Annotated in this window: 24 protein-coding genes; 16 read left to right on the forward strand and 8 right to left on the reverse strand. The window is 62.6% G+C overall.

Translation table 11 applies throughout. From position 1 onward, the window contains the following. Positions 1-171 precede the first annotated feature (171 nt). From ACFQO0_RS03015 to ACFQO0_RS03040, 6 genes are all read right to left on the reverse strand, one after another. Positions 172-600, reverse strand: coding sequence for a hypothetical protein (locus ACFQO0_RS03015; protein ID WP_023113913.1), 429 nt, complete (start codon positions 598-600; stop codon positions 172-174). Next, on the reverse strand, positions 597-1952 hold the full coding sequence (locus ACFQO0_RS03020) for a recombinase family protein (RefSeq protein WP_382232556.1): 1356 nt from the start codon (positions 1950-1952) through the stop codon (positions 597-599). Before ACFQO0_RS03020 ends, ACFQO0_RS03015 begins: the two co-directional genes overlap by 4 nt. Beyond that, the gene (locus ACFQO0_RS03025; RefSeq protein ID WP_382232557.1) at positions 1949-2446 is read right to left on the reverse strand and encodes a DUF2924 domain-containing protein; all 498 of its coding nucleotides are present in this window, start codon (positions 2444-2446) and stop codon (positions 1949-1951) included. The genes ACFQO0_RS03020 and ACFQO0_RS03025 overlap by 4 nt, the downstream gene beginning before the upstream one ends. Continuing rightward, positions 2443-2661 (reverse strand): hypothetical protein, encoded by a 219-nt coding sequence (locus tag ACFQO0_RS03030; RefSeq protein WP_382232558.1) that lies wholly within the window; start codon positions 2659-2661, stop codon positions 2443-2445. The genes ACFQO0_RS03025 and ACFQO0_RS03030 overlap by 4 nt, the downstream gene beginning before the upstream one ends. Before the next feature lie 131 nt (positions 2662-2792). After that, complete coding sequence (locus tag ACFQO0_RS03035; protein WP_382232559.1) at positions 2793-3707, reverse strand: ImmA/IrrE family metallo-endopeptidase; 915 nt, start codon at positions 3705-3707, stop codon at positions 2793-2795. Next, a complete protein-coding gene (locus ACFQO0_RS03040) occupies positions 3704-4024 on the reverse strand; it encodes a helix-turn-helix domain-containing protein (protein ID WP_382232560.1) in 321 nt (106 codons plus the stop codon). Before ACFQO0_RS03040 ends, ACFQO0_RS03035 begins: the two co-directional genes overlap by 4 nt. Positions 4025-4229: 205 nt before the next feature. Here ACFQO0_RS03040 and ACFQO0_RS03045 point away from each other — a divergent pair, with 205 nt between their 5' ends. The 16 genes from ACFQO0_RS03045 to ACFQO0_RS03120 all read left to right on the forward strand — a co-directional run bounded on the left by ACFQO0_RS03045 (position 4230) and on the right by ACFQO0_RS03120 (position 18546). Then, the gene (locus ACFQO0_RS03045) at positions 4230-5459 is read left to right on the forward strand and encodes a hypothetical protein (RefSeq protein ID WP_382232561.1); all 1230 of its coding nucleotides are present in this window, start codon (positions 4230-4232) and stop codon (positions 5457-5459) included. Continuing rightward, positions 5422-6426 (forward strand): hypothetical protein, encoded by a 1005-nt coding sequence (locus ACFQO0_RS03050; RefSeq protein WP_382232562.1) that lies wholly within the window; start codon positions 5422-5424, stop codon positions 6424-6426. The genes ACFQO0_RS03045 and ACFQO0_RS03050 overlap by 38 nt, the downstream gene beginning before the upstream one ends. 181 nt (positions 6427-6607) lie before the next feature. Then, positions 6608-6820 (forward strand): helix-turn-helix transcriptional regulator, encoded by a 213-nt coding sequence (locus tag ACFQO0_RS03055; RefSeq protein ID WP_382232563.1) that lies wholly within the window; start codon positions 6608-6610, stop codon positions 6818-6820. Next, positions 6817-7287 (forward strand): hypothetical protein, encoded by a 471-nt coding sequence (locus tag ACFQO0_RS03060; RefSeq protein WP_382232564.1) that lies wholly within the window; start codon positions 6817-6819, stop codon positions 7285-7287. The genes ACFQO0_RS03055 and ACFQO0_RS03060 overlap by 4 nt, the downstream gene beginning before the upstream one ends. A gap of 5 nt (positions 7288-7292) precedes the next feature. Continuing rightward, complete coding sequence (locus ACFQO0_RS03065; RefSeq protein WP_382232565.1) at positions 7293-7607, forward strand: hypothetical protein; 315 nt, start codon at positions 7293-7295, stop codon at positions 7605-7607. Then, the gene (locus ACFQO0_RS03070; protein WP_382232566.1) at positions 7604-8479 is read left to right on the forward strand and encodes an ATP-binding protein; all 876 of its coding nucleotides are present in this window, start codon (positions 7604-7606) and stop codon (positions 8477-8479) included. Before ACFQO0_RS03065 ends, ACFQO0_RS03070 begins: the two co-directional genes overlap by 4 nt. 2 nt (positions 8480-8481) lie before the next feature. Then, on the forward strand, positions 8482-9087 hold the full coding sequence (locus ACFQO0_RS03075) for a hypothetical protein (protein ID WP_009521739.1): 606 nt from the start codon (positions 8482-8484) through the stop codon (positions 9085-9087). 13 nt (positions 9088-9100) lie between these two features. Beyond that, positions 9101-10777 carry a DEAD/DEAH box helicase gene (locus ACFQO0_RS03080; protein WP_382232567.1) on the forward strand — a complete coding sequence of 559 codons (1677 nt, stop codon included), beginning with the start codon at positions 9101-9103 and terminating at the stop codon, positions 10775-10777. Between the two features lie 155 nt (positions 10778-10932). Further along, positions 10933-11196, forward strand: coding sequence for a DUF6511 domain-containing protein (locus tag ACFQO0_RS03085; protein ID WP_382232568.1), 264 nt, complete (start codon positions 10933-10935; stop codon positions 11194-11196). Then, complete coding sequence (locus ACFQO0_RS03090; RefSeq protein WP_382232569.1) at positions 11196-11951, forward strand: PD-(D/E)XK nuclease family protein; 756 nt, start codon at positions 11196-11198, stop codon at positions 11949-11951. The genes ACFQO0_RS03085 and ACFQO0_RS03090 overlap by 1 nt, the downstream gene beginning before the upstream one ends. Further along, positions 11948-14137 carry an AAA family ATPase gene (locus ACFQO0_RS03095; protein WP_382232570.1) on the forward strand — a complete coding sequence of 730 codons (2190 nt, stop codon included), beginning with the start codon at positions 11948-11950 and terminating at the stop codon, positions 14135-14137. The genes ACFQO0_RS03090 and ACFQO0_RS03095 overlap by 4 nt, the downstream gene beginning before the upstream one ends. A gap of 314 nt (positions 14138-14451) precedes the next feature. Continuing rightward, positions 14452-14913, forward strand: a complete 462-nt coding sequence (locus ACFQO0_RS03100) for a crossover junction endodeoxyribonuclease RuvC (protein WP_382232571.1) — start codon at positions 14452-14454, stop codon at positions 14911-14913. Position 14914: 1 nt separating this feature from the next. Next, on the forward strand, positions 14915-15127 hold the full coding sequence (locus ACFQO0_RS03105; protein ID WP_143504924.1) for a hypothetical protein: 213 nt from the start codon (positions 14915-14917) through the stop codon (positions 15125-15127). Next, positions 15120-15524, forward strand: coding sequence for a DUF6362 family protein (locus ACFQO0_RS03110; protein WP_382232572.1), 405 nt, complete (start codon positions 15120-15122; stop codon positions 15522-15524). The genes ACFQO0_RS03105 and ACFQO0_RS03110 overlap by 8 nt, the downstream gene beginning before the upstream one ends. A 377-nt stretch (positions 15525-15901) precedes the next feature. Next, the gene (locus ACFQO0_RS03115; RefSeq protein ID WP_382232573.1) at positions 15902-17314 is read left to right on the forward strand and encodes a site-specific DNA-methyltransferase; all 1413 of its coding nucleotides are present in this window, start codon (positions 15902-15904) and stop codon (positions 17312-17314) included. After that, on the forward strand, positions 17311-18546 hold the full coding sequence (locus tag ACFQO0_RS03120) for a site-specific DNA-methyltransferase (RefSeq protein WP_382232574.1): 1236 nt from the start codon (positions 17311-17313) through the stop codon (positions 18544-18546). The genes ACFQO0_RS03115 and ACFQO0_RS03120 overlap by 4 nt, the downstream gene beginning before the upstream one ends. Here ACFQO0_RS03120 and ACFQO0_RS03125 read toward each other — a convergent pair. Both ACFQO0_RS03125 and ACFQO0_RS03130 read right to left on the reverse strand, forming a co-directional pair. Next, the gene (locus tag ACFQO0_RS03125) at positions 18491-18730 is read right to left on the reverse strand and encodes a hypothetical protein (protein WP_382232575.1); all 240 of its coding nucleotides are present in this window, start codon (positions 18728-18730) and stop codon (positions 18491-18493) included. The two genes, ACFQO0_RS03120 and ACFQO0_RS03125, sit on opposite strands and share 56 nt — an antisense overlap. Continuing rightward, a complete protein-coding gene (locus ACFQO0_RS03130; RefSeq protein ID WP_382232576.1) occupies positions 18730-19092 on the reverse strand; it encodes a hypothetical protein in 363 nt (120 codons plus the stop codon). The genes ACFQO0_RS03125 and ACFQO0_RS03130 overlap by 1 nt, the downstream gene beginning before the upstream one ends. Positions 19093-19144: the final 52 nt, after the last annotated feature.

Genomic DNA, 19144 nt, shown 5'->3' on the forward strand with positions numbered 1-19144 from the left:
ACAAACCTTTCCTCAATGCCACGCCGATTTCGGGTCAGGCGCACACGTTTAAGTCCCCGACGACGAGGCTCAAAGAGAGGTTTTCAGTTACAGTGAGGCAACGCCTTTTTTTACTCGTGTGCAAGTAAGGTGGGCACCTAGGGCAATTTTACCCCTGTGCCACCGCTCGGTCTACATGAGCCTGGCCCGCTGCTCATCCCACAGCGCTGGCGGATCAACCGCCAGATCAAACAGCGTGACGTGGTTCGGCAATGCGTCGTCCAGGATGGCCGCCACGATGTCGGGTGCCAGCGTGGTCAGGTTGACCATCCGGCTGACGTAGCTGTTGTCGATTCCTTCCCGCGTGGCGATTTCCTTCAAGGACTTCGCCTCTCCTGACTCCAGCATCGCCAGCCAGCGGTGGCCCCTGGCCAGCGCCAGTTGGATGGAGGTCGGTGCTACGTCCCACGGTCTAACCGGCGCGGTTTCGCCGTTTGGCAAGGTGACCAGCTTGCGGCCGCTGCGGCGTTTGATCTGGATCGGCACGGACAAGGTCAGCCTGCCGTCGCTGGTCTGCAGGATGTCGGGCTCGCCGGTCTTCTGGATGCGGATGTCGCTCATGCCAGTGCTTCCACTTGTTGCTCGACCGGCTCGGGGCGCAACTCCAGCACCAGGCGTTCGATGCCGTTGGCGCGCAGCCGCACTTCGAGGTCGTTGGGTGACACGATGACTTTCTCGACCAGCAGTTTCACGATCCGGGTTTGTTCTGCCGGGAAAAGTTGATCCCAAATCGCGTCGAGCCGGGTCATAGCCACGGTGATCTTCGCCTCGTCCAAGGTTGGATCGAGCTTGATCGCCTGCGGCAGCATGTCGCCGAGTAGATTCGGGGCACGCAGGATTGCGCGCAGTTGGTCCAGCACGGCCGATTCTAGTTCGGCCGCCGGCAGTCGCGGCAGGCCCGAGGCGCCCGCGTGCTCCTTGGCGTCCCGCTGTGGCACGTAGTAACGGTAGCGACGGCCATTCTTCTTGGTCGTGTGCCACGGCGACAGTGCCCGGCCATCGTTGCCGAACACGATGCCCTTGAGCAGATACGCCACGGTTGCCCGAGTCGCGTTGCCTCGCACCCGGCTATTGGTGGCCAGGATCGCGTGGACGCTATCCCACAGTTCTCGGCTGATGATGGGCGGGTGCTCCGCCTGGTACCACTGGTCCTTGTGCCGCAACTCGCCAAGGTAGGTCCGGTTGCTGAGGAGCTTGTAGATGTGGCCCTTGTCGATCGGTCTGCCCTCGCGGGTCTTGCCGTCTTGCGTGGTCCACGCCTTCGACGTCACGCCATCCAGTTTCAGCTCCTTGACCAGCGCCGTACTGGAGCCGAGTTCAACGAAGCGCTGGAATATGTGCCGGATCAGTTTGGCCTCGCGTTCGTTGGGCACCAGTCGGCGGTTCTCGACGTCGTAGCCCAGCGGTGGCACGCCGCCCATCCACATGCCCTTGCGCTTGCTGGCTGCGATCTTGTCGCGGATGCGTTCGCCGGTGACCTCGCGCTCGAACTGGGCGAAGGACAGCAGGATGTTCAGCATCAACCGACCCATCGAGGTCGTCGTGTTGAACTGCTGGGTGACCGACACGAACGACACGCCGTAGCGCTCGAACACCTCGACCATCTTGGAGAAGTCCGCCAGGCTGCGCGTAAGGCGATCGATCTTGTAGATGACGACCACGTCGATCTTGCCGGCCTCGATGTCCGCCATCATGCGGCGCAGCGCCGGACGTTCCATGTTGCCGCCCGAGAAGGCGGGATCGTCGTAGTCGTCGGCTACTGGAATCCAGCCCTCGGCCCGCTGGCTGGCGATGTAGGCATGGCCAGCATCACGCTGGGCATCGATGGAGTTGTATTCCTGGTCGAGTCCTTCGTCGGTGGACTTGCGCGTATAGACCGCGCAGCGCATGCGGCGCTTCAAAACGTCGCTCATCGTGCACCTCGCTTCTTGGTGGACGGCTTGGCCTTGGCATTGGTTGGCGGCCTGAGCCCAAAGAACAACGGTCCCGACCAGCGCATGCCAGTGATCTCACGGGCGATCATCGAGAGGCTCGGGAACATGCGGCCGTGGAAGTCGTAATGGCCATCGGCGGTTGCGATCACCCGGTACTCGACGCCTTTGTATTCTCGGACCAGCACGGTGCCGGCGGCCGGACGGTAATCGCGGTCGCGCTTTTTCACCTTGCCGGTTTCCACCAGGGATTCGATGCGGCGCTGATTGCGATCCAGCAGGTTCGCGTCGACTTTGCGGAACTCTGCCTCCTGCAGCCGGTAGGCAATGCGGCGCTCTAGGAACTGGCGGTTGTGGGTGGGCGTTTCGCCGCCGACCAACTTCTGCCAGAGGGCCCGGATCTCTGCCATGGGCAACTCGGGCAACCTGGCGATTTGTGCTGCCACCGATGGCGGCGTTGAAAATGACGTGCTCATTTGGACTCCGTAGTTGTCTTGTTGATGGGGTCTGAATGAACGCGCTGGTTGCCAGATAAGCCAAGCTCAAACTCGCTCGCTTCGGCGATGTGTGCGGACTGTTCTGCACCGCTGATACGCAGACGGGCCAGGCCGTTGGCCAGCAGTGACGCGATCTCGTGGCGACGCTGCTCCGGCGTCATCCGCTCGGGCGGTAGATGGTTGATTTGGTGCATTGGTAGCAGTCCTTTCCGTCAAAATCACATGCAGTGAAATTGTCCGGATGGACCGCCGCCGACACCATGAGGGAGTTTCGGACGCGTGCGGGCTGGTGCGGGTTGGCGCGAAAACTGAAGCGCGGTAACGCCTACTTTCTAACCGGATACTGGCCGTTGCGGATGAACCGGTCGTAGGTGTCTTCCTCCGGCTCCTCGTCGTCGTGGCGCGCTCCCTGCCACTCGGCTTCAGGCAGCAGTAGCAAGGTCAGGGTGTAGTCGTATTGGCCCGCAACCCTGATCATTTCATTTACCTGCATGCTCTCCGGTTCGCGTGGAAACCAGAGCTGCGCCTGTGCCGTCTGTTGCTGGCTGCCGGCCCAGCCGTTGTTGCTGTGCGCCAGCGCATCACCCGGCAGTTCGATGGTGTTCCTGCGGGTCGCAAAGTAGGCGCCAGACTTCAGCGCCGCCTTGTTCGACTTGGCCCACAGCATGTGATCGTCGCGACTGGCCACGAGCACCGCTCGTTTGGGTGCAATCTCGGTCCAGCGCAAGGCGGCGGCCGTGAGCGATACACCATAGCGGTCTGCGCAGTGGCCCAGCAGATCGAAGCTGATCGGCTGGCCGTCGACTTGGCGCCGGAAGTCGTCCAGCGGCATCAGCAGGGTCGAAGCAAACAAGTCCGCCTCTGCCTCGATGTCACGCTCGTTGTTGTCTCCCGTTTCGATGTCGCCGTCGCCGCACTCGAAAATGTCCTGCTGGTGACGGTGAAGGATGTAGTGACCGAACTCATGCGCAATCGTGAAGCGCTTGCGACCCTCCGACGGGGTGGCACTGTTGTAGAGGACCAGCCACTTCGACCGCGACTTATTGGCTTTCAGCAGACCATCGAAACCGTCGAGATCTTCGCCCTGGACCTTGTCGATCGGCGAGTCTGAGAAGCACTGGCGGGAATATTCCAGCGCCAGCTCGTCAACCTTGACCGGAAAGCGATTCGCACCGAGAACCGTGTTGAGCATGGACGAGATGCGGTTGGCCTCGGCCATGGGCTTCTTCGCGTCCGTCATTCATCTTCCCAGGCATCGATGATCTTGCGGATCTTCTTCTTGTCCGGCTCCGACATGGTTTTGTATTTGCGAAAGAAGGCCTCATCGAGCACTTCCTCGTCCGGCGTGGAGGCCGACTCAGTCAACAGGAACTCCGTGGTGACATCGAGGACGGCGGCGATCTTGCCGATCTTGTCGGCCGACGGTTTCGGATCGTCCTTGTTCTCCAGCTCCCAGATGTAGCTCTTGCTGGAGTCCGTCAGCTCGGCCAACTGCTCCAGGCTGAGCTTTTTCTGCTTCCGCAATGCGCGGATCTTGTCCCCCAGGGGCGATGGCACCGTTATCTCCTCATGTGTTCGCGTCAGGCCGAAAATAATACCACTACGCCGAACGAATTCGTACCTGCTTGACAAACCCCTAACCGCTCCGAGACAATCACAATCGTTCGGTACACCGAACGTGATCGGTCTGCACACCCCACTCAGGAAAAGGGGCCGTCGGGGCTGATACCAAGCCAATCCAAACCTTTTGAGGGGTATGTAGATGAACGATGCAGAGAATTTGACCAAGCTCCTGGGCCACCTGCCGCCGGCAGTGTTCCGTGAATTCATGGCGGACGAGTTCAGCCTGGCCATGCCGGAACTGGACACCAAGAAGCCAAAAAAGGAGCAGCGTGAACAGATGGAGGCCGTGCTGTCCGCCCTTGGGGTGAGTGAGCGGCAGCGGATCGAGGAAGTGGCCGAACGGGTCGTGCTGTTGTCGGATGGCGCCGGCCAGGACGTCATCGACGGCTTCAAGGACGACATCTTCGATGACGCCGCCCGAGAAGCCTTCGCTGCGATCCCGAACCAGTACCAGCGCGCGCTGTGGCTGCACGTCAATGAGCCCGTAATCTTCGAGGAAGCCCTCAACGCCCGCCAGGCCGACGTGTTCCGGCAAAGCGCCGCCTGCTACTCGGGTTTCATGGCGCCCGCCAACCTTGCGGTACTCGACAATGCAGCGGCCAAGACGGCGTTCCACCAGACCGTCGCCCAACAACTCGGTTGCTCCGACGACACCGTCGCGATCCAGATCTTCAAGCGCCTGCGGCCCGATACGCAGACCGGCGAAGACGTGGACCTCTACCAGATCAGCATCCACCACAACCGCCCGCCGGAAATCATCGACTGCGTGCAGGCCAGCGAACTGGTGCCACAAGAGGTGATCCGAGCGGTGTCATCGCACATCACCTATGAGCCGGCCAATGGACACCTGGAGGTGCTGTCGAAGGATACGGGTGGGCGCGAAGCGCTGGCCCGAATCGTGGCCGACTCCCTGCTGCAATCGCCCATCACCGGCGAGAAGATCCCGCTCAAGCAGTACGACTACCAGAGCCTGGCTGCGCCGCGAAACTTCGACTTGGCTGGCGAGCCCGTGGCCTATGTCAAGGTCGTCGAGCTCGGCTATTCCGCTGCAAACGGCCGCTCGCTTCTCGTGAAAATCTGGACCAAGGATAGCGACGATATCTACACCGCTGCTCGGTCTTTGATCAGCCCCACCTTCGACTTCCGCGATCACCACCTGAACTACGCCAAGCTGTCCATCAAGCTGAAAAAGGTCGGCAAGGACCGCGCGCGGACGATCACCGTGATCCTGCGTGACGACAACAAGTGCAACATCAAGACGAAGCGGGAAAAGGACCGGGCGTTGTGCGATCGCCTGCTCGCCAAATGGCATCTGGTGAAGGAGATTGGCCATGTCGTCGAAGCCCCTGCCGACGCAGTCGCTGCTTGAGCTGATCGACCTGTTCGAGCAGTCGGGACAGCCGATTCTCGATGGAGATGGACAGCGGCTTCATGGCGTCCCAGGGTGGAGCGCTTTCGGGCGTACTTCCCTGACCGCCAAGCAGTTGGAACACTGGGCGGATTGTGTCGGCTATTCCGGGAGCTACCCAGCGCCACTCGGCGATGACCGCGTGCATGTCGACCTGGCGGAGGATGACCAGCCTGACCGCTATCGATACCGGTGCCCCGAGACTTTTCGATGGAAGTTCGTCCCGGCCGCAGAGGTCGCAGTCTTCAGCGTCCGACCGCCGGCAATCCTGAACGTCGTCTCTGATCTTCTCGGTATCGCGCAGGCCCTGCGCAAGGGAATCGAGACGCCCTTGCTGGACGATTCACTGTGGCATCTTGGCAAGACCAGAGTGGGACCAGCACTGACAGACGTCTGGCTTGTTCGTGGGTTGGCGCGATCCGTCGAACAGGTGTTTCGGCATTTCAGCCAAAACAGTCTGCCTGATCAGGGCCTGATCTTGTCGTCGGGCGGTGTGCTGCCGCAGTTTGTTCGGCCGCCGCGTAGCTACCGATTCGCATCGCTACGAGCTGCAATCGTCGACTACGTCGCCACACCGTGCATCGACATGGATCTCCTGCATCGAATACTTGCCGCTCCGCCCGATGGCGCGATCCGCCCCGTGTTGCCGGTGCACTTCGACGAGTACACCAACACGCTGACCATCCGCACCAAGACCAAGCCATGGACCATCAAGGGCGAGCGTCAGGCTGCGGCAGTCCGCCACATGTTCGAGCAGGCTATCAACGACAGGTGGATTCTCCCGGCCGCTGAAATTCTCGACGCAGCCTATGCAGATAAGAAGACGGCGCGCAGTCAGCGCATGCAGAACCTGTTCAGTGGCAACACCGATTGGGAGGACTACATCGACAACCCTGAAAAGGGGAAGTATGGCTTCCGCCGAGATTGACGGCCACCAGTTGGCAGCTCCACGCACAACCGCCTTCGGGCGGTTTTTTGCTTTCTGGGCCCCGCTTTTCCCCGCAGAAGCTGCGCCCGTACATCAGCCCGTACATGGCGGCGGCAGACGCCCGCACAGGCCGACTTCGAAACTGACCTCACGAATTCGCAACAACCAGAAGGAGTGCATCGTGAGTGTCAAACATCTGAATCAAGGCCAATTGGCCGAACGTTGGGGGGTCAGCGAAGCAACGCTTGAACGCTGGCGCTCCGAAGGTATCGGCCCGGTATTCCTGAAGCTGCAGGGTCGCGTCGCTTATCGCATCGAGGACATCGAAGCCTACGAGTCCGAGAGCCTGCGCAAGAGCACCTCTGAACGCGTCAATGCGGGAGGTGGGCTGTGAACCGCATCTCCCCCGACGAAGTCCTGACCACCCCGGCCGGCGAACTGGCTGCGCTTGCCAGCGAGTCGCTGTTCCAGCTCAAGAACGACGCTGCTGATCTTCTCGCCGCTGCCAAGTCGATCGTCGAGCACGTCGATCGCGCACTGGATCTCAAGTATGCCGACCGCGCGCACCAGCTCCGCCTGGCGGCAGGCAAGGACACCGGCGTCGTCCACTTCGACGACGGCCATGTCCGCATCACCGCCGATCTACCCAAGAAAGTCGACTGGGATCAGACGCGGCTCGCTGAGATCACCCGTCGCATTGCAGCCAACGGCGACGACCCGTCCGAGTACGTGGACATCAGCTACCGGATCTCGGAAACCAAGTTCAACGCGTGGCCCGAGTCGCTCAAGAGCGCCTTCGCCCCGGCGCGCACCCTCAAGACCGGCAAGCCGGGCTTTCGTCTCGCTCTGCTTCAGGAGTAATCGCCATGAAAACCAAACCTACGCTGCTCGAACTGCTGCGCAAGCAGCCGGAAATGTATCTACGGGATCTGCCGGACAACATCCGCATCCCGGCACTGGACGGCAATCGCCCCGACGAAGTCGTGCGTCGCCTCGAGGACGCCACCATCGATGACTTGGCTTTCGCGATCCAAGGCATGGAGTCGGAATCCCGTCTGATCCATCGCCGTCTGGGCGGTCTGCGTGACCTGTACGAGATGGCCCGCAAGCGCGGCGCACTCGGCGTGACCACCGTCGCGGACGCGTTCGCCAGCATCAGCGCTGAGGAGGCCGGCAAATGAGCCTCCCCATCATTACTGCAGACCAGCGTCTGGCCGAGCGCCGTGGCGTGAAGGGTGTGCTCGTCGGCAAAAGCGGCATCGGTAAAACCTCGCAACTCTGGACGCTGAAGCCCACGGCCACGCTGTTCTTTGATCTTGAGGCTGGTGATCTCGCGGTCGAGGGCTGGGCCGGCGACACGATTCGCCCGCGCACCTGGCAGGAGTGTCGTGACTTCGCGGTGTACATCGGCGGGCCGAACCCGGCGCTGCGCGACGACCAGCCGTTCAGCCAGGCCCACTTCGATGCCGTATGCGCGCGCTTCGGTGATTCGACGGTCCTCGACAAGTACGACACCGTGTTCGTCGACTCCATCACCGTGGCCGGTCGCCTCTGCCTGCAATGGTGCAAGGGCCAGCCCCAGGCCTACTCCGAGAAGACCGGCAAACCCGACAGCCGGGGTGCGTATGGGCTGATGGGCCAGGAAATGATCGGCTGGCTGACCCACCTGCAGCACACGCGCGGCAAGAACGTGTGGTTCGTCGGCATCCTCGATGAGCGGCTGGACGACTTCAATCGCCGCGTGTTCTCCCTGCAGATCGACGGCTCCAAAACCGGCCTGGAACTGCCCGGCATCGTCGATGAGGTCGTCACCTTGGCCGAGCTGAAGGCCGATGACGGCGCCAGTTACCGCGCCTTCGTCTGCCACACGCTGAACGCATGGGGCTACCCCGCCAAGGACCGCTCCGGGCGGCTCGATCCGATCGAGGAGCCACACCTCGGCCGCCTCATGGAAAAGATCGCCGGTCCGGCCAGGCCCGCTACCGAACGGCTCGATTTCGCGCGCCCCGCGCCCGCTGCCATCCCCGAATCCACTTCGACTCAGGAGTCCTGATCATGACCTACTTCGATTTCAATTCCGCTTCCGAACAGACCTCTTTCGATCTGATCCCCAAAGGCACGCTGGTGCGTGTCCGCATGACCATCAAGCCGGGTGGCTTCGATGATCCGTCGCAGGGATGGACCGGCGGTTACGCCACCCGCAACGACAACACCGGCTCGGTGTACCTGAACTGCGAGTTCGTCGTGATGGAGGGTGAGTTCGCCCGTCGCAAGATGTGGTCGCTGATCGGCCTGCACAGCCCGAAAGGCCCTGAGTGGGCAAACATGGGCCGCACCTTCGTCAAGGCGATCCTCAACTCAGCGCGCGGCGTTCATCCTGGCGACAACAGTCCTGCCGCGCAGAACGCGCGCCGCATCAGCGGGTTTGCCGATCTCGATGGCATCGAGTTTCTCGGCAAGGTCGACTGGGACAAAGACCAGAACGGCCAAGACAAGAGCGTGATCAAGGCCGCGATCACGCCCGACCACAAGGACTACGCCGCCCTAATGGGTGGCGCGCAGGGAGCAGCGAAAGCGCCAGCACCCGCAAACGGGTCGAATGCGTATGCCCAGGCCACGGGCCGTGCCTCCGTGCCGGGTCGCCCGAGCTGGGCACAGTAAGGGGGACGCCGCCATGATGCTCCGCCCCCGCCAAGCCCTGCTGGTCGAGCGCTCTTTGGCGGCGCTCGCCCAACACGGCAACACCCTATCTGTTGGCCCCACCGGGTCGGGCAAGACCATCATGCTGTCGGCGGTGGCCGGCAGCTTGTTGGCCGAGCCAGATGCCAAGGCCTGCATCCTCGCTCATCGCGATGAACTGACCGGCCAGAACCTGTCTAAGTTTGCACGGGTGAATCCGAGCGTCAGCACCTCCGTGTTCGATGCCAAGGACAAATCCTGGTCCGGGCGCGCCACGTTCGCGATGGTGCAAACGCTGTCGCGCGACAACCATCTCGCTGCCATCCCGATCCTCGATCTGCTGGTGATCGATGAAGCGCATCACGCAGCCTCGGCCTCGTACCGCCGCGTGATCGACCGGGTGCTGGACAAGAACTCGCGCGCCCAGATCTTTGGGGTGACGGCGACGCCTGCCCGCAGTGACGGCAAGGGACTACGGGAGGTCTTCAGCAACGTCGCGGATCAAATCACCCTCGGCGAGCTGATCGCCTCCGGCCACCTCGTGCCGCCACGCACCTTTGTCATCGACGTCGGCGCCCAGGAGCAGTTGACGCGGGTCCGGCGCACGGCCACCGACTTCGACATGACGGAAGTCGAGGCGATTCTCAACAAGACGCCCATCACTGATGCCGTGATCCGTCATTGGCGTGAGAAGGCCGGCGACCGCAAGACGATCGTGTTCTGCTCGACCGTCGCCCATGCCGAATGTGTGCGCCAGGCCTTTCAGGATGCCGGTGTATCCGCCGTGATCGTGCACGGCGAGCTCTCAGACGCAGAGCGAAAGACACGACTGGACGAGTACGAATCCGGTACCGCGCAGGTCGTGGTCAATGTGGCTGTGCTCACGGAGGGCTACGACTTCACGCCCACCTCCTGCGTGGTTCTGCTGCGACCCAGCTCGCACAAGTCGACGCTGACCCAGATGATCGGGCGTGGCCTGCGCACTATCGACCCAGCGGAGCATCCGGGCGTCATCAAGACCGATTGCGTGGTCCTTGACTTCGGCACCGCGACCTTGATGCATGGATCTCTGGAACAGGACGTCAATCTCGACGGACACCAGCATCACGGCGAAGCGCCCACCAAGGACTGCCCGTCCTGTGAAGCCACCGTCCCGCTTGGCTGCCGCGAATGCCCTCTGTGCGGCTTCGTCTGGGAGAACGAGACCACCGAGGAAGGAGATGCGCTGGCCGATTTCGTGATGACCGAGATCGATCTCCTCAAGCGCTCCAACTTCCGATGGTGCGACCTGTTCGGCTGCGACGACGCGCTGATGGCGACTGGCTTCAACGCCTGGGGTGGCGTCTTCTTCCTGAACGGCCGCTGGCACGCGGTGGGCGGCGGTAAGGATCTGCAGCCGCGCTTGTTGGCTGTCGGCGACCGCACGGTTTGCATGGCCAAAGCCGATGACTGGCTGAACGACCGTGAGTCGGCTGACTCCGCGCACAAGACCCGTCGTTGGCTGAACGAGCCGCCGACCGCGAAGCAACTCCAGTATCTGCCGCAGGCGCTGCGCGCCGACTTTGGCATGACGCGCTATCAGGCCTCGGCGCTGTTGTCCTTCCAGTTCAACAAGTCGTCGATTCAGCGCCTCGTGGTGGCTGCCAACGATGCCCACCGGGAGGCCGCGTGAAATGTGCAGTCTGCTCACGAAAGGCCAAGGGCTTCGGCTACTTCAATCCACGTCTGCCGCGCAGCGATCCACGACGTTACTCGGACCGCTGGGTGTTCTGCTCCATGCGCTGCCAGAACGCATTTTCGCGACTCATGGAAAAGACGGGAGGTCACATGATCGATCCCAGTGATATGGAGCTCGCCGCCATGGCGTCCTGCCTGGCGCCGCTTGGAGAGTATGTCGGCGCCATCGGCATGCAGCGCCCGCTGGCGGACTACAGCAAAGACGAAGTGCTGAAGCTGATCGACGTGGTGGTGACCGCCTACCAGGAACACATGCTCGTCGAGCACGAGCGGATGGCGGAGAAGGACCGCGCTTTTCTTGAGGAGCGACTCGCCCGCCAAGGCAAGTCCGCTTCGACGGGAGTGCCGTTCTGATGCTGGACTTCAATCACCGCCCCAAGATCCACGAGCAGATCGGCGCGCTCATCGACGCCGCGCTTAGCGCCGAACGCGACAACCAACCCCGTCGCAACTATCTCGGTGCGTCTCGGTTGGGCGTTGCCTGCGAGCGGGCGCTGCAATACGAGTATCTCCAAACCCCTGTCGATGCTGGAAGGGAAATCCCGGGTCGCGTGTTGCGCATCTTCGAGGTGGGACACGCTCTCGAAGAGCTGGCCATTCGTTGGCTGCGCATGGCCGGATTCGATCTGTACACCCAAAAGGCCAGCGGCGGTCAGTTCGGCTTTTCCGTTGCAGGCGGCCGTATCCAAGGGCACGTCGATGGCGTACTGAACGGCGGCCCCGCAGAGCTAGGAATGAGCTATCCGGCCCTGTGGGAGTGCAAGACCATGAACGACAAGTCCTGGCGGGATACGGTCAAGCACGGCGTCAGTAAATCCAAACCGGTCTATGCCGCGCAGATGGCCATCTATCAGGCCTACATGGAAGCCAGCATCCCGGGCATTTCCGCGAACCCGGCGTTGTTTACCGCGATCAACAAGGACTCCGAGGAGATCTGGTTCGAGCTGGTGCCGTTCGATGGTGGCCTGGCGCAGCGGATGTCCGATCGCGCGGTTCGTGTCATCACGGCGACCGACAGCCAGGAACTGTTGCCGCGCCATACGACTACACCGACGCATGTCGAGTGCAAGTTCTGCCCCTGGCAGGACCGCTGTTGGGGTTCGACATGATGGCCGACAACATCATCTGGCTCGACTTCAATGACGCCCCCGAGCAGCGCGACGAACTGGCATCCGATACCGATGCGCTGCGTGCGGGGCTACTGGACCGGCTCGAAGCCGTTCTCCACTACCTGTTTCCGCAGGGGCGCATCCGAGGTGGAAAGTTCTATGTCGGCGATGTCGATGGCAACCCTGGCAAGAGTCTGGTGGTTGAACTCGACGGACCACGGCGCGGCCTGTGGAAGGACTTCTCCACCGACGAGGGCGGCGATGTCATCGATCTTTGGGCGCGGTCGCAGGGTCGCTCGGCACGCAGCGACTTCCCGCGCATCGCTGGCGAGATCCGGCAGTGGCTCGGTCTTGCTGCACCGAACGTCACGCCGATGCGCCGCGATGTTCGCAGCGTGCCGATGGACGACCTCGGCGCTTACACCGCCAAGTGGGACTATCTCTCACCCGAGGGCGAACTGATCGCCTGCATCTACCGCTACGACCCACCGACGGGCAAGGAATATCGCCCCTGGGATGTTCGTGCCCGCATGTGGCGCGCGCCCGACCCTAGGCCGCTCTACAACCTCCCGGTCATCTCGAGGGCTCGAGAGGTCGTCCTGGTCGAAGGCGAGAAGTGTGCGGCTGCATTGATTGTTTGCGGTATTGCGGCCACCACCGCGATGAACGGCGCCAAGGCACCAGTCGACAAAACCGACTGGCGTCCATTGGCCGGGAAATCCGTGGTGATCTGGCCGGACCGGGATGCACCGGGCTGGGACTACGCCGAGAGCGCGGCTCGCGCTTGCGTGATGGCAGGCAGCACATCCGTGGCCATCCTGGTGCCGCCCACCGACAAGCCAGCCAAGTGGGATGCCGCAGACGCTGTCGACGAAGGTTTCGACTGCGCGACATTCATCGCCCAGGGCGAACGCCACGTGGTCAAGGCGGCGGCTCCCTCCCTGCCCACCTTCACGCTCGGCGAACTGCTCGACGATAACTCACCGCTGCCACCCGACCTGATCTCTCCGCGCGTGCTGACGCCGGCCGGCATGTTGGTGTTCGGCGGCGCACCCAAGGTCGGCAAGAGTGATTTCCTGCTGTCTTGGCTGGCGCACATGGCGGCAGGCGCTGTATTCCTCGGCATGCAGCCACCCCGTCCGCTACGGGTGTTCTACCTGCAGGCCGAAGTCCAGTACCACTACCTGCGCGAGCGCGTGAAGGACGTGCGCCTGCCTTCCCATCGGCTTCTGGACGCCCGCGCCAACTTCGTGGCCACACCGCAGTTGCGGCTGGTGCTCGATGACGCCGGTCTGGCGCAGGTGATCCCAGCGATTGCGAACGCGTTTGGTGGCGAGCCTCCCGACATCATCGCCATCGATCCCATCCGCAACGTGTTCGACGGAGGAGATGCCGGTGGCGAGAACGACAACGGCGCCATGCTGTTCTTCCTGTCGCAACGGGTAGAGCGGATTCGCCAGGCGGTGAATCCCGACGCCGGGGTGATCCTCGCCCACCACACCAAGAAGCTAGGCAAGAAGCAGTTCGAGGAGGACCCGTTCCAGGCACTGGCCGGCGCGGGAAGTCTGCGCGGCTACTACTCGACCGGGATGTTGCTGTTCAGGCCAGACGAGACCAGAACGACCCGCCAGCTGATTTATGAGCTGCGCAATGGCGCGGGTATCCCGCAACGGCACGTCGACAAGATCAACGGCGAGTGGCGCGAGGTCGATGCCAACGAGCGGCTGGTGATAAAGGACTACGGTCAGCGCTTGGATGCCGAACGCCGCCGCAAACGAGACGCGATCCTCCAGATCTTGTTCGAGGAGGCCGGCAACGGGCGCTGCTACACCGCCAACCAGTTCGCGGAGTCCTTCGAGGGCAAGGCTGGCCTGGGCGGCGAGCGCACCATCCGCGAACGCGTCTCCGCGCTCTCGACGCAGGGTTACATCAAGTATTTCCGCAACGCGGCTGACTACGGTCTGCCCTCCAGCGGCCGCACCAAGTTCGGCTATCTCTGCGTAGAAGGCATGGTGCTGCGCTTGCCAGCTGGCGATGTCGACACGGCCACCGGCGAGCTGCCGATGCGCGAGCACACGGTGCTCCCCACCCACTACAAGTGCCCGCATTCCGGCGCCTCGATGCCTGTCGAGAACCCTGACGTGTGGGTCTACCACGACGAACTGAACGACCCGGAGGCCTCATGAACATTGCCCAATCGGCAGTTGGCAGCGCCGTTGCCAACTGCACTCATTTCCTTGCCAACTTCCCGCAGTTGGCAAACCCCTGCCAACTGGAACTCCAGTCAGATCAAGGCATTGCAGTGAATGACCCGCAGTTGGCAGTTGGCAACGATGCCAACTTGCCAACTGGCGCAAACCCGCGTGGTTGCTGGACTTTCTCCCATTCTCCAGTTGGCGAAAACTCCCCCTCCTACTACGTAGGAGAGGGACCAGAGGGTCCCTCCACCCTACGTAGGGGGCTTGCCGGCCACCCGGGATCAGATCATTGGCGGCCATCCGTGTCGTCGATCCTGGCATTGGATCTCGGCACCCAGACAGGCTGGGCACTGCGCGACCGCGATGGCGCAGTGACCAGCGGATCGGAATCCTACAAGCCGCAGCGCTTCGAGGGTGGCGGCATGCGCTACCTGCGATTCAAACGCTGGCTCACCGAGATCAAGCAGTCCTGCGACAGCATCGACGCCGTGTACTTCGAGGAGGTGCGCCGCCACGCCGGGGTCGATGCGGCACACGCCTACGGCGGCTTCATGGCCCACCTCACCGCATGGTGCGAGCACCACCAGATCCCGTACCAGGGCGTGCCGGTCGGCACGATCAAGAAGCACGCCACCGGCAAGGGCAACGCGAGCAAGGACGACATGGTCGCCGCCGCCCGCCGCCTTGGCCATGCCCCTGCCGACGACAACGAAGCCGATGCCATTGCCCTCCTGCACTGGGCGATCGAGACGCAGGAGGTGTGACATGAAGGTTCCGACTCCCGCATACCGCTGTGCCCTGGCTCGACTGCAGCCCGATCCGCGCCCCGATCCAGAGCAGATCAAGCGCGAGGGCTGGCGCGACCAACAGATCCTGGTGATCTCGCCTGACGACACCCGACTCGACTGGGTAGAACGTGAACTGCTTCGCCGGATCGGCGATCGGCTGTACGGGCCGAAGGAGCGTCGACATGGCTGAGTGGACGATCGAGGCTGTGGCGGATCGATTCATCGAGGCCGCGCGAACTGCCCACCGCCTGCCTCCGGTTCGCGTACAGGGCTACTTCAACTGCTGGCCCGCGATCAAGCGCATGCCATGGGAAAACCTGTGCGCCGAGCCGCCGGTCTACCGCTTTCCTCCCGACCCTGCTGCCATCGACCGGATGCTGGAGACGATGCGTTGGGTGCAATGGCTGGAGGAGGAACAGCGCCACCTCGTCTGGATGCGAGCACAGCGCTACCCCTGGAAGGAGGTCTGCTGCCGCTTTGGCTGCGACCGGACGACCGCCTGGCGTCGTTGGCAGAAGGCCTTGGAGATCGTCGTCGAGCAACTGCGAACAGAAAAATGTCATGGGGCAGCTGTCAACGGCCGCTGACGTTGCGTGTAGTTGCGAACAATCGCGACGCCGTTCGGAATCCTGCGTGCCGATGCGGGTTTCAGTCACTTTTGGGCGTGCAACATCCTGAGGCTTTTTCGCTAGTATTACGGCTAATCTTGCGAGCATTGGGTGCGTGAAGGCCACGGAGCGATCTGTGGCCTTCGTCGTTTCCCGCCCTCGATGGTCATGCCCCGTTGCGACGGGTCCTTCCTGGCCAATAACCAATGCGGGGGGCGCGAGCGCGGCGCTTTTTTAGCGTCAGGGTGCGAACCAAGGTTCGCACGGTTCGCAGTTCGCACCCCGTCAGTTCGCACCAACCCCAAAACCCGCCCACGGTTGTCGTCGGCGGGTTTTCTATTTTCAGGACACCCTCTTTGAATACGCTCAACGTCGAGTACCGCAAGGTCGAGGCGCTGATTCCCTACGCCCGCAATCCGCGCACACATTCCGATGCGCAGATCACCAAGATCGCCGCCAGCATCGTCGAATATGGCTGGACGAACCCGGTACTGGTTGATGGCGACAACGGCATCATCGCGGGCCACGGCCGTTTGGCTGCTGCACGCAAGCTGGGGCTGAATCAGGTGCCGGTGATCGAACTGGCCCATCTCACCACCGCGCAAAAGCGCGCCTTGGTCATCGCCGACAACCGGCTGGCGCTTGACGCTGGCTGGGATGAGGAGATGTTGGCGCTCGAACTGGCGGAGCTTTCCGAAGCGGGTTTCGAACTGGCGCTGACCGGCTTCGAGAACATCGAGATCGATGCGCTGCTGGCAGATGCCACGCCCACCGAAGCAGAACCTGCGGCGCAAGATGATGCAGATGCCGACGAACCCGATACGACTGATGACGTACCTGACAAACCAGTGGTGGCGGTGTCGCGCGAGGGCGATGTCTGGGCCATCGGCTCGCACCGGTTGATCTGTGGCGACGCCACCGACCCAGCCGTGGTCGCCACGCTGATGCAGGGTGACACCGCGCAGCTTTGCTTCACCTCGCCGCCGTATGGCAACCAGCGCGACTACACCTCCGGCGGCATTGCCGATTGGGATGTCCTGATGCGCGATGTGTTCGCACATCTGCCGATGGCGGACGACGGACAGGTACTGGTCAATCTTGGGCTGATCCACCGCGACAACGAAGTCATCCCCTATTGGGACGGCTGGCTGTCCTGGATGCGTCAGCTAGGGTGGCGGCGCTTCGCGTGGTACGTCTGGGATCAGGGGCCAGGCATGCCCGGCGACTGGCAGGGCCGATTGGCTCCCAGCTTCGAGTTTGTTTTCCACTTCAATCGCAGCACCCGCAAACCCAACAAGATTGTTCCTTGCAAGCACGCAGGCCAGGAATCGCACCTGCGCGCTGACGGGTCGTCCACGGCGATGCGCGGTAAGGATGGCGAGGTCGGCGGCTGGACGCACAAGGGTCAGCCGACGCAGGACAACCGAATCCCCGACTCGGTGATTCGCGTGATGCGCCACAAGGGCAAGATCGGTCAGGACATTGATCACCCCGCCGTCTTCCCGGTGGCGTTGCCGGAGTTCGCCATCGAGTCCTACACCGACGCCGGAGACATCGTGTTCGAGCCGTTCGGCGGCAGTGGCACGACGATGCTGGCCGCGCAGCGCACTGGCCGCATTTGTCGCAGCGTCGAGATTGCGCCGGAGTACGTGGACGTGGCCATCAAGCGCTTTCAGCAAAACCACCCCGGCGTGCCGGTCACGCTCATCGCCACCGGCCAATCTTTCGACGAGATCGCCACTGAACGCGAAATGGAGGTGGCGGCATGAACTGGCTGGCCGACAAGATCGAGCAGTGGCAGACAGCCAAACTGCTGCCCTATGCCCGCAATGCGCGGACGCACTCGGATGATCAGGTGGCGCAGATCGCCGCATCGATTGCCGAGTTTGGCTTCACCAATCCGATCCTTGCAGGCAGTGACGGCATCATTGTTGCTGGGCATGGACGCTTGGCCGCTGCGCAGAAACTCGGGCTGGAGATCGTGCCCGTGGTCGTACTGGATCACCTGAGCCCGACCCAGCGCCGCGCCTTGGTCATCGCAGACAACCGCATCGCGGAGAACGCGGGCTGGGACGATGCGATGCTCCGGATCGAACTGGAAGCCTTGCAACTCGAAGGTTTCGATCTGGACATCACCGGCTTCGACGCCGACGCGCTGGCCGAACTGATCGCGGGCGACGAGCCGGACAACGAGGGCCAGACCGATGAGGACGCGGTACCGGAGGTTGGCGAAATTCCAATATCGCGCCCGGGCGATGTCTGGATCATGGGCCAGCACCGACTACTGTGCGGCGACTCGACCGTGGAAGAGAGCTATGCCCGGCTGATGCAAGGCGACGTGGCGGACATGGTCTTCACCGACCCGCCGTACAACGTGAACTACGCCAACAGCGCCAAGGACAAGATGCGCGGCAAGGATCGAGCGATCCTCAACGACAACTTGGGCGATGGCTTCTACGACTTCCTATTGGCAGCATTGACGCCCACCGTGGCGAACTGCCGGGGCGGCATCTATGTGGCGATGTCATCCAGCGAGCTGGATGTGCTGCAGGCCGCCTTTCGCGCCGCCGGTGGCAAGTGGTCGACGTTCATCATCTGGGCCAAGAACACCTTCACGCTGGGCCGTGCCGACTACCAGCGCCAGTACGAACCGATCTTGTACGGATGGCCCGAGGGTGCGCAACGCCACTGGTGTGGTGACCGCGATCAGGGCGATGTGTGGGCTATCAAGAAGCCGCAGAAGAACGATCTGCATCCGACGATGAAGCCGGTGGAGCTGGTCGAGCGAGCCATCCGCAATTCGAGCCGCCCGGGTAACGTGGTGCTCGATCCGTTCGGTGGTTCTGGCACAACGTTGATTGCGGCCGAAAAGTCGGGGCGCGTCGCGCGGCTGATCGAACTCGATCCGAAGTACGTGGATGTGATCGTGCGCCGGTGGGAGGACTTCACCGGCCAGACGGCTGTCCGCGAGGCAGCAGACCAGGAAGTGTGCGCCAGTTGAAGGGCTGGCCGGGCTGCTTGGCCTCTTCTTCCTCGGCGATGCGCCGTAGGATTTGCAGGGTGGTGAGATCGCGCGGCAGTGCCATGCACATGACGCTCACAGCCTGCTCGATGGAGATGTCTGGACGCCGGTTGGCAATCAGCCAACGCAGCGCCTGCTCCCGTTCGGTGGCGGGCGTTTTCATCAGGCAGCCATCTCTTCGCAGATTTCGCAGTGGATCACAAAGCCTGTCAGGTAAGGCAGGCCGCGCGGGATGCCGTACTGCTTACTGGTCTGGCGGCCAATCGTCCAGCCTATCCAACGTTGGGTGGCGGCGTTGATCGCATCCTGCAAGGCTTGGCCTTGGTACAAACCGTTCTGGACGTCGTCGGCAAAGTGGCGTCCGTGGCGGCTGTCGAGGAAGGTCCGCACCGATTCGAGGGGCTGGTGCGTGGCGTCCGAAATGGCGTTCATGGCCAGGGGCCATGCGGCGCTGGCGTGTTCGTTCATCGTGCCCCAAAAACCCCAGGCTTCGTTTTGGGTGGCGGGTATCTGGTTGGCGGTCATGGTGTCTTCTCCGGGTTGATCGTTGCGACACCTGTAGTAACGCGCTGTTCGA

Source organism: Herminiimonas aquatilis, assembly GCF_042665175.1.
Taxonomy (GTDB): Bacteria; Pseudomonadota; Gammaproteobacteria; order Burkholderiales; family Burkholderiaceae_D; genus Oxalicibacterium; species Oxalicibacterium aquatilis.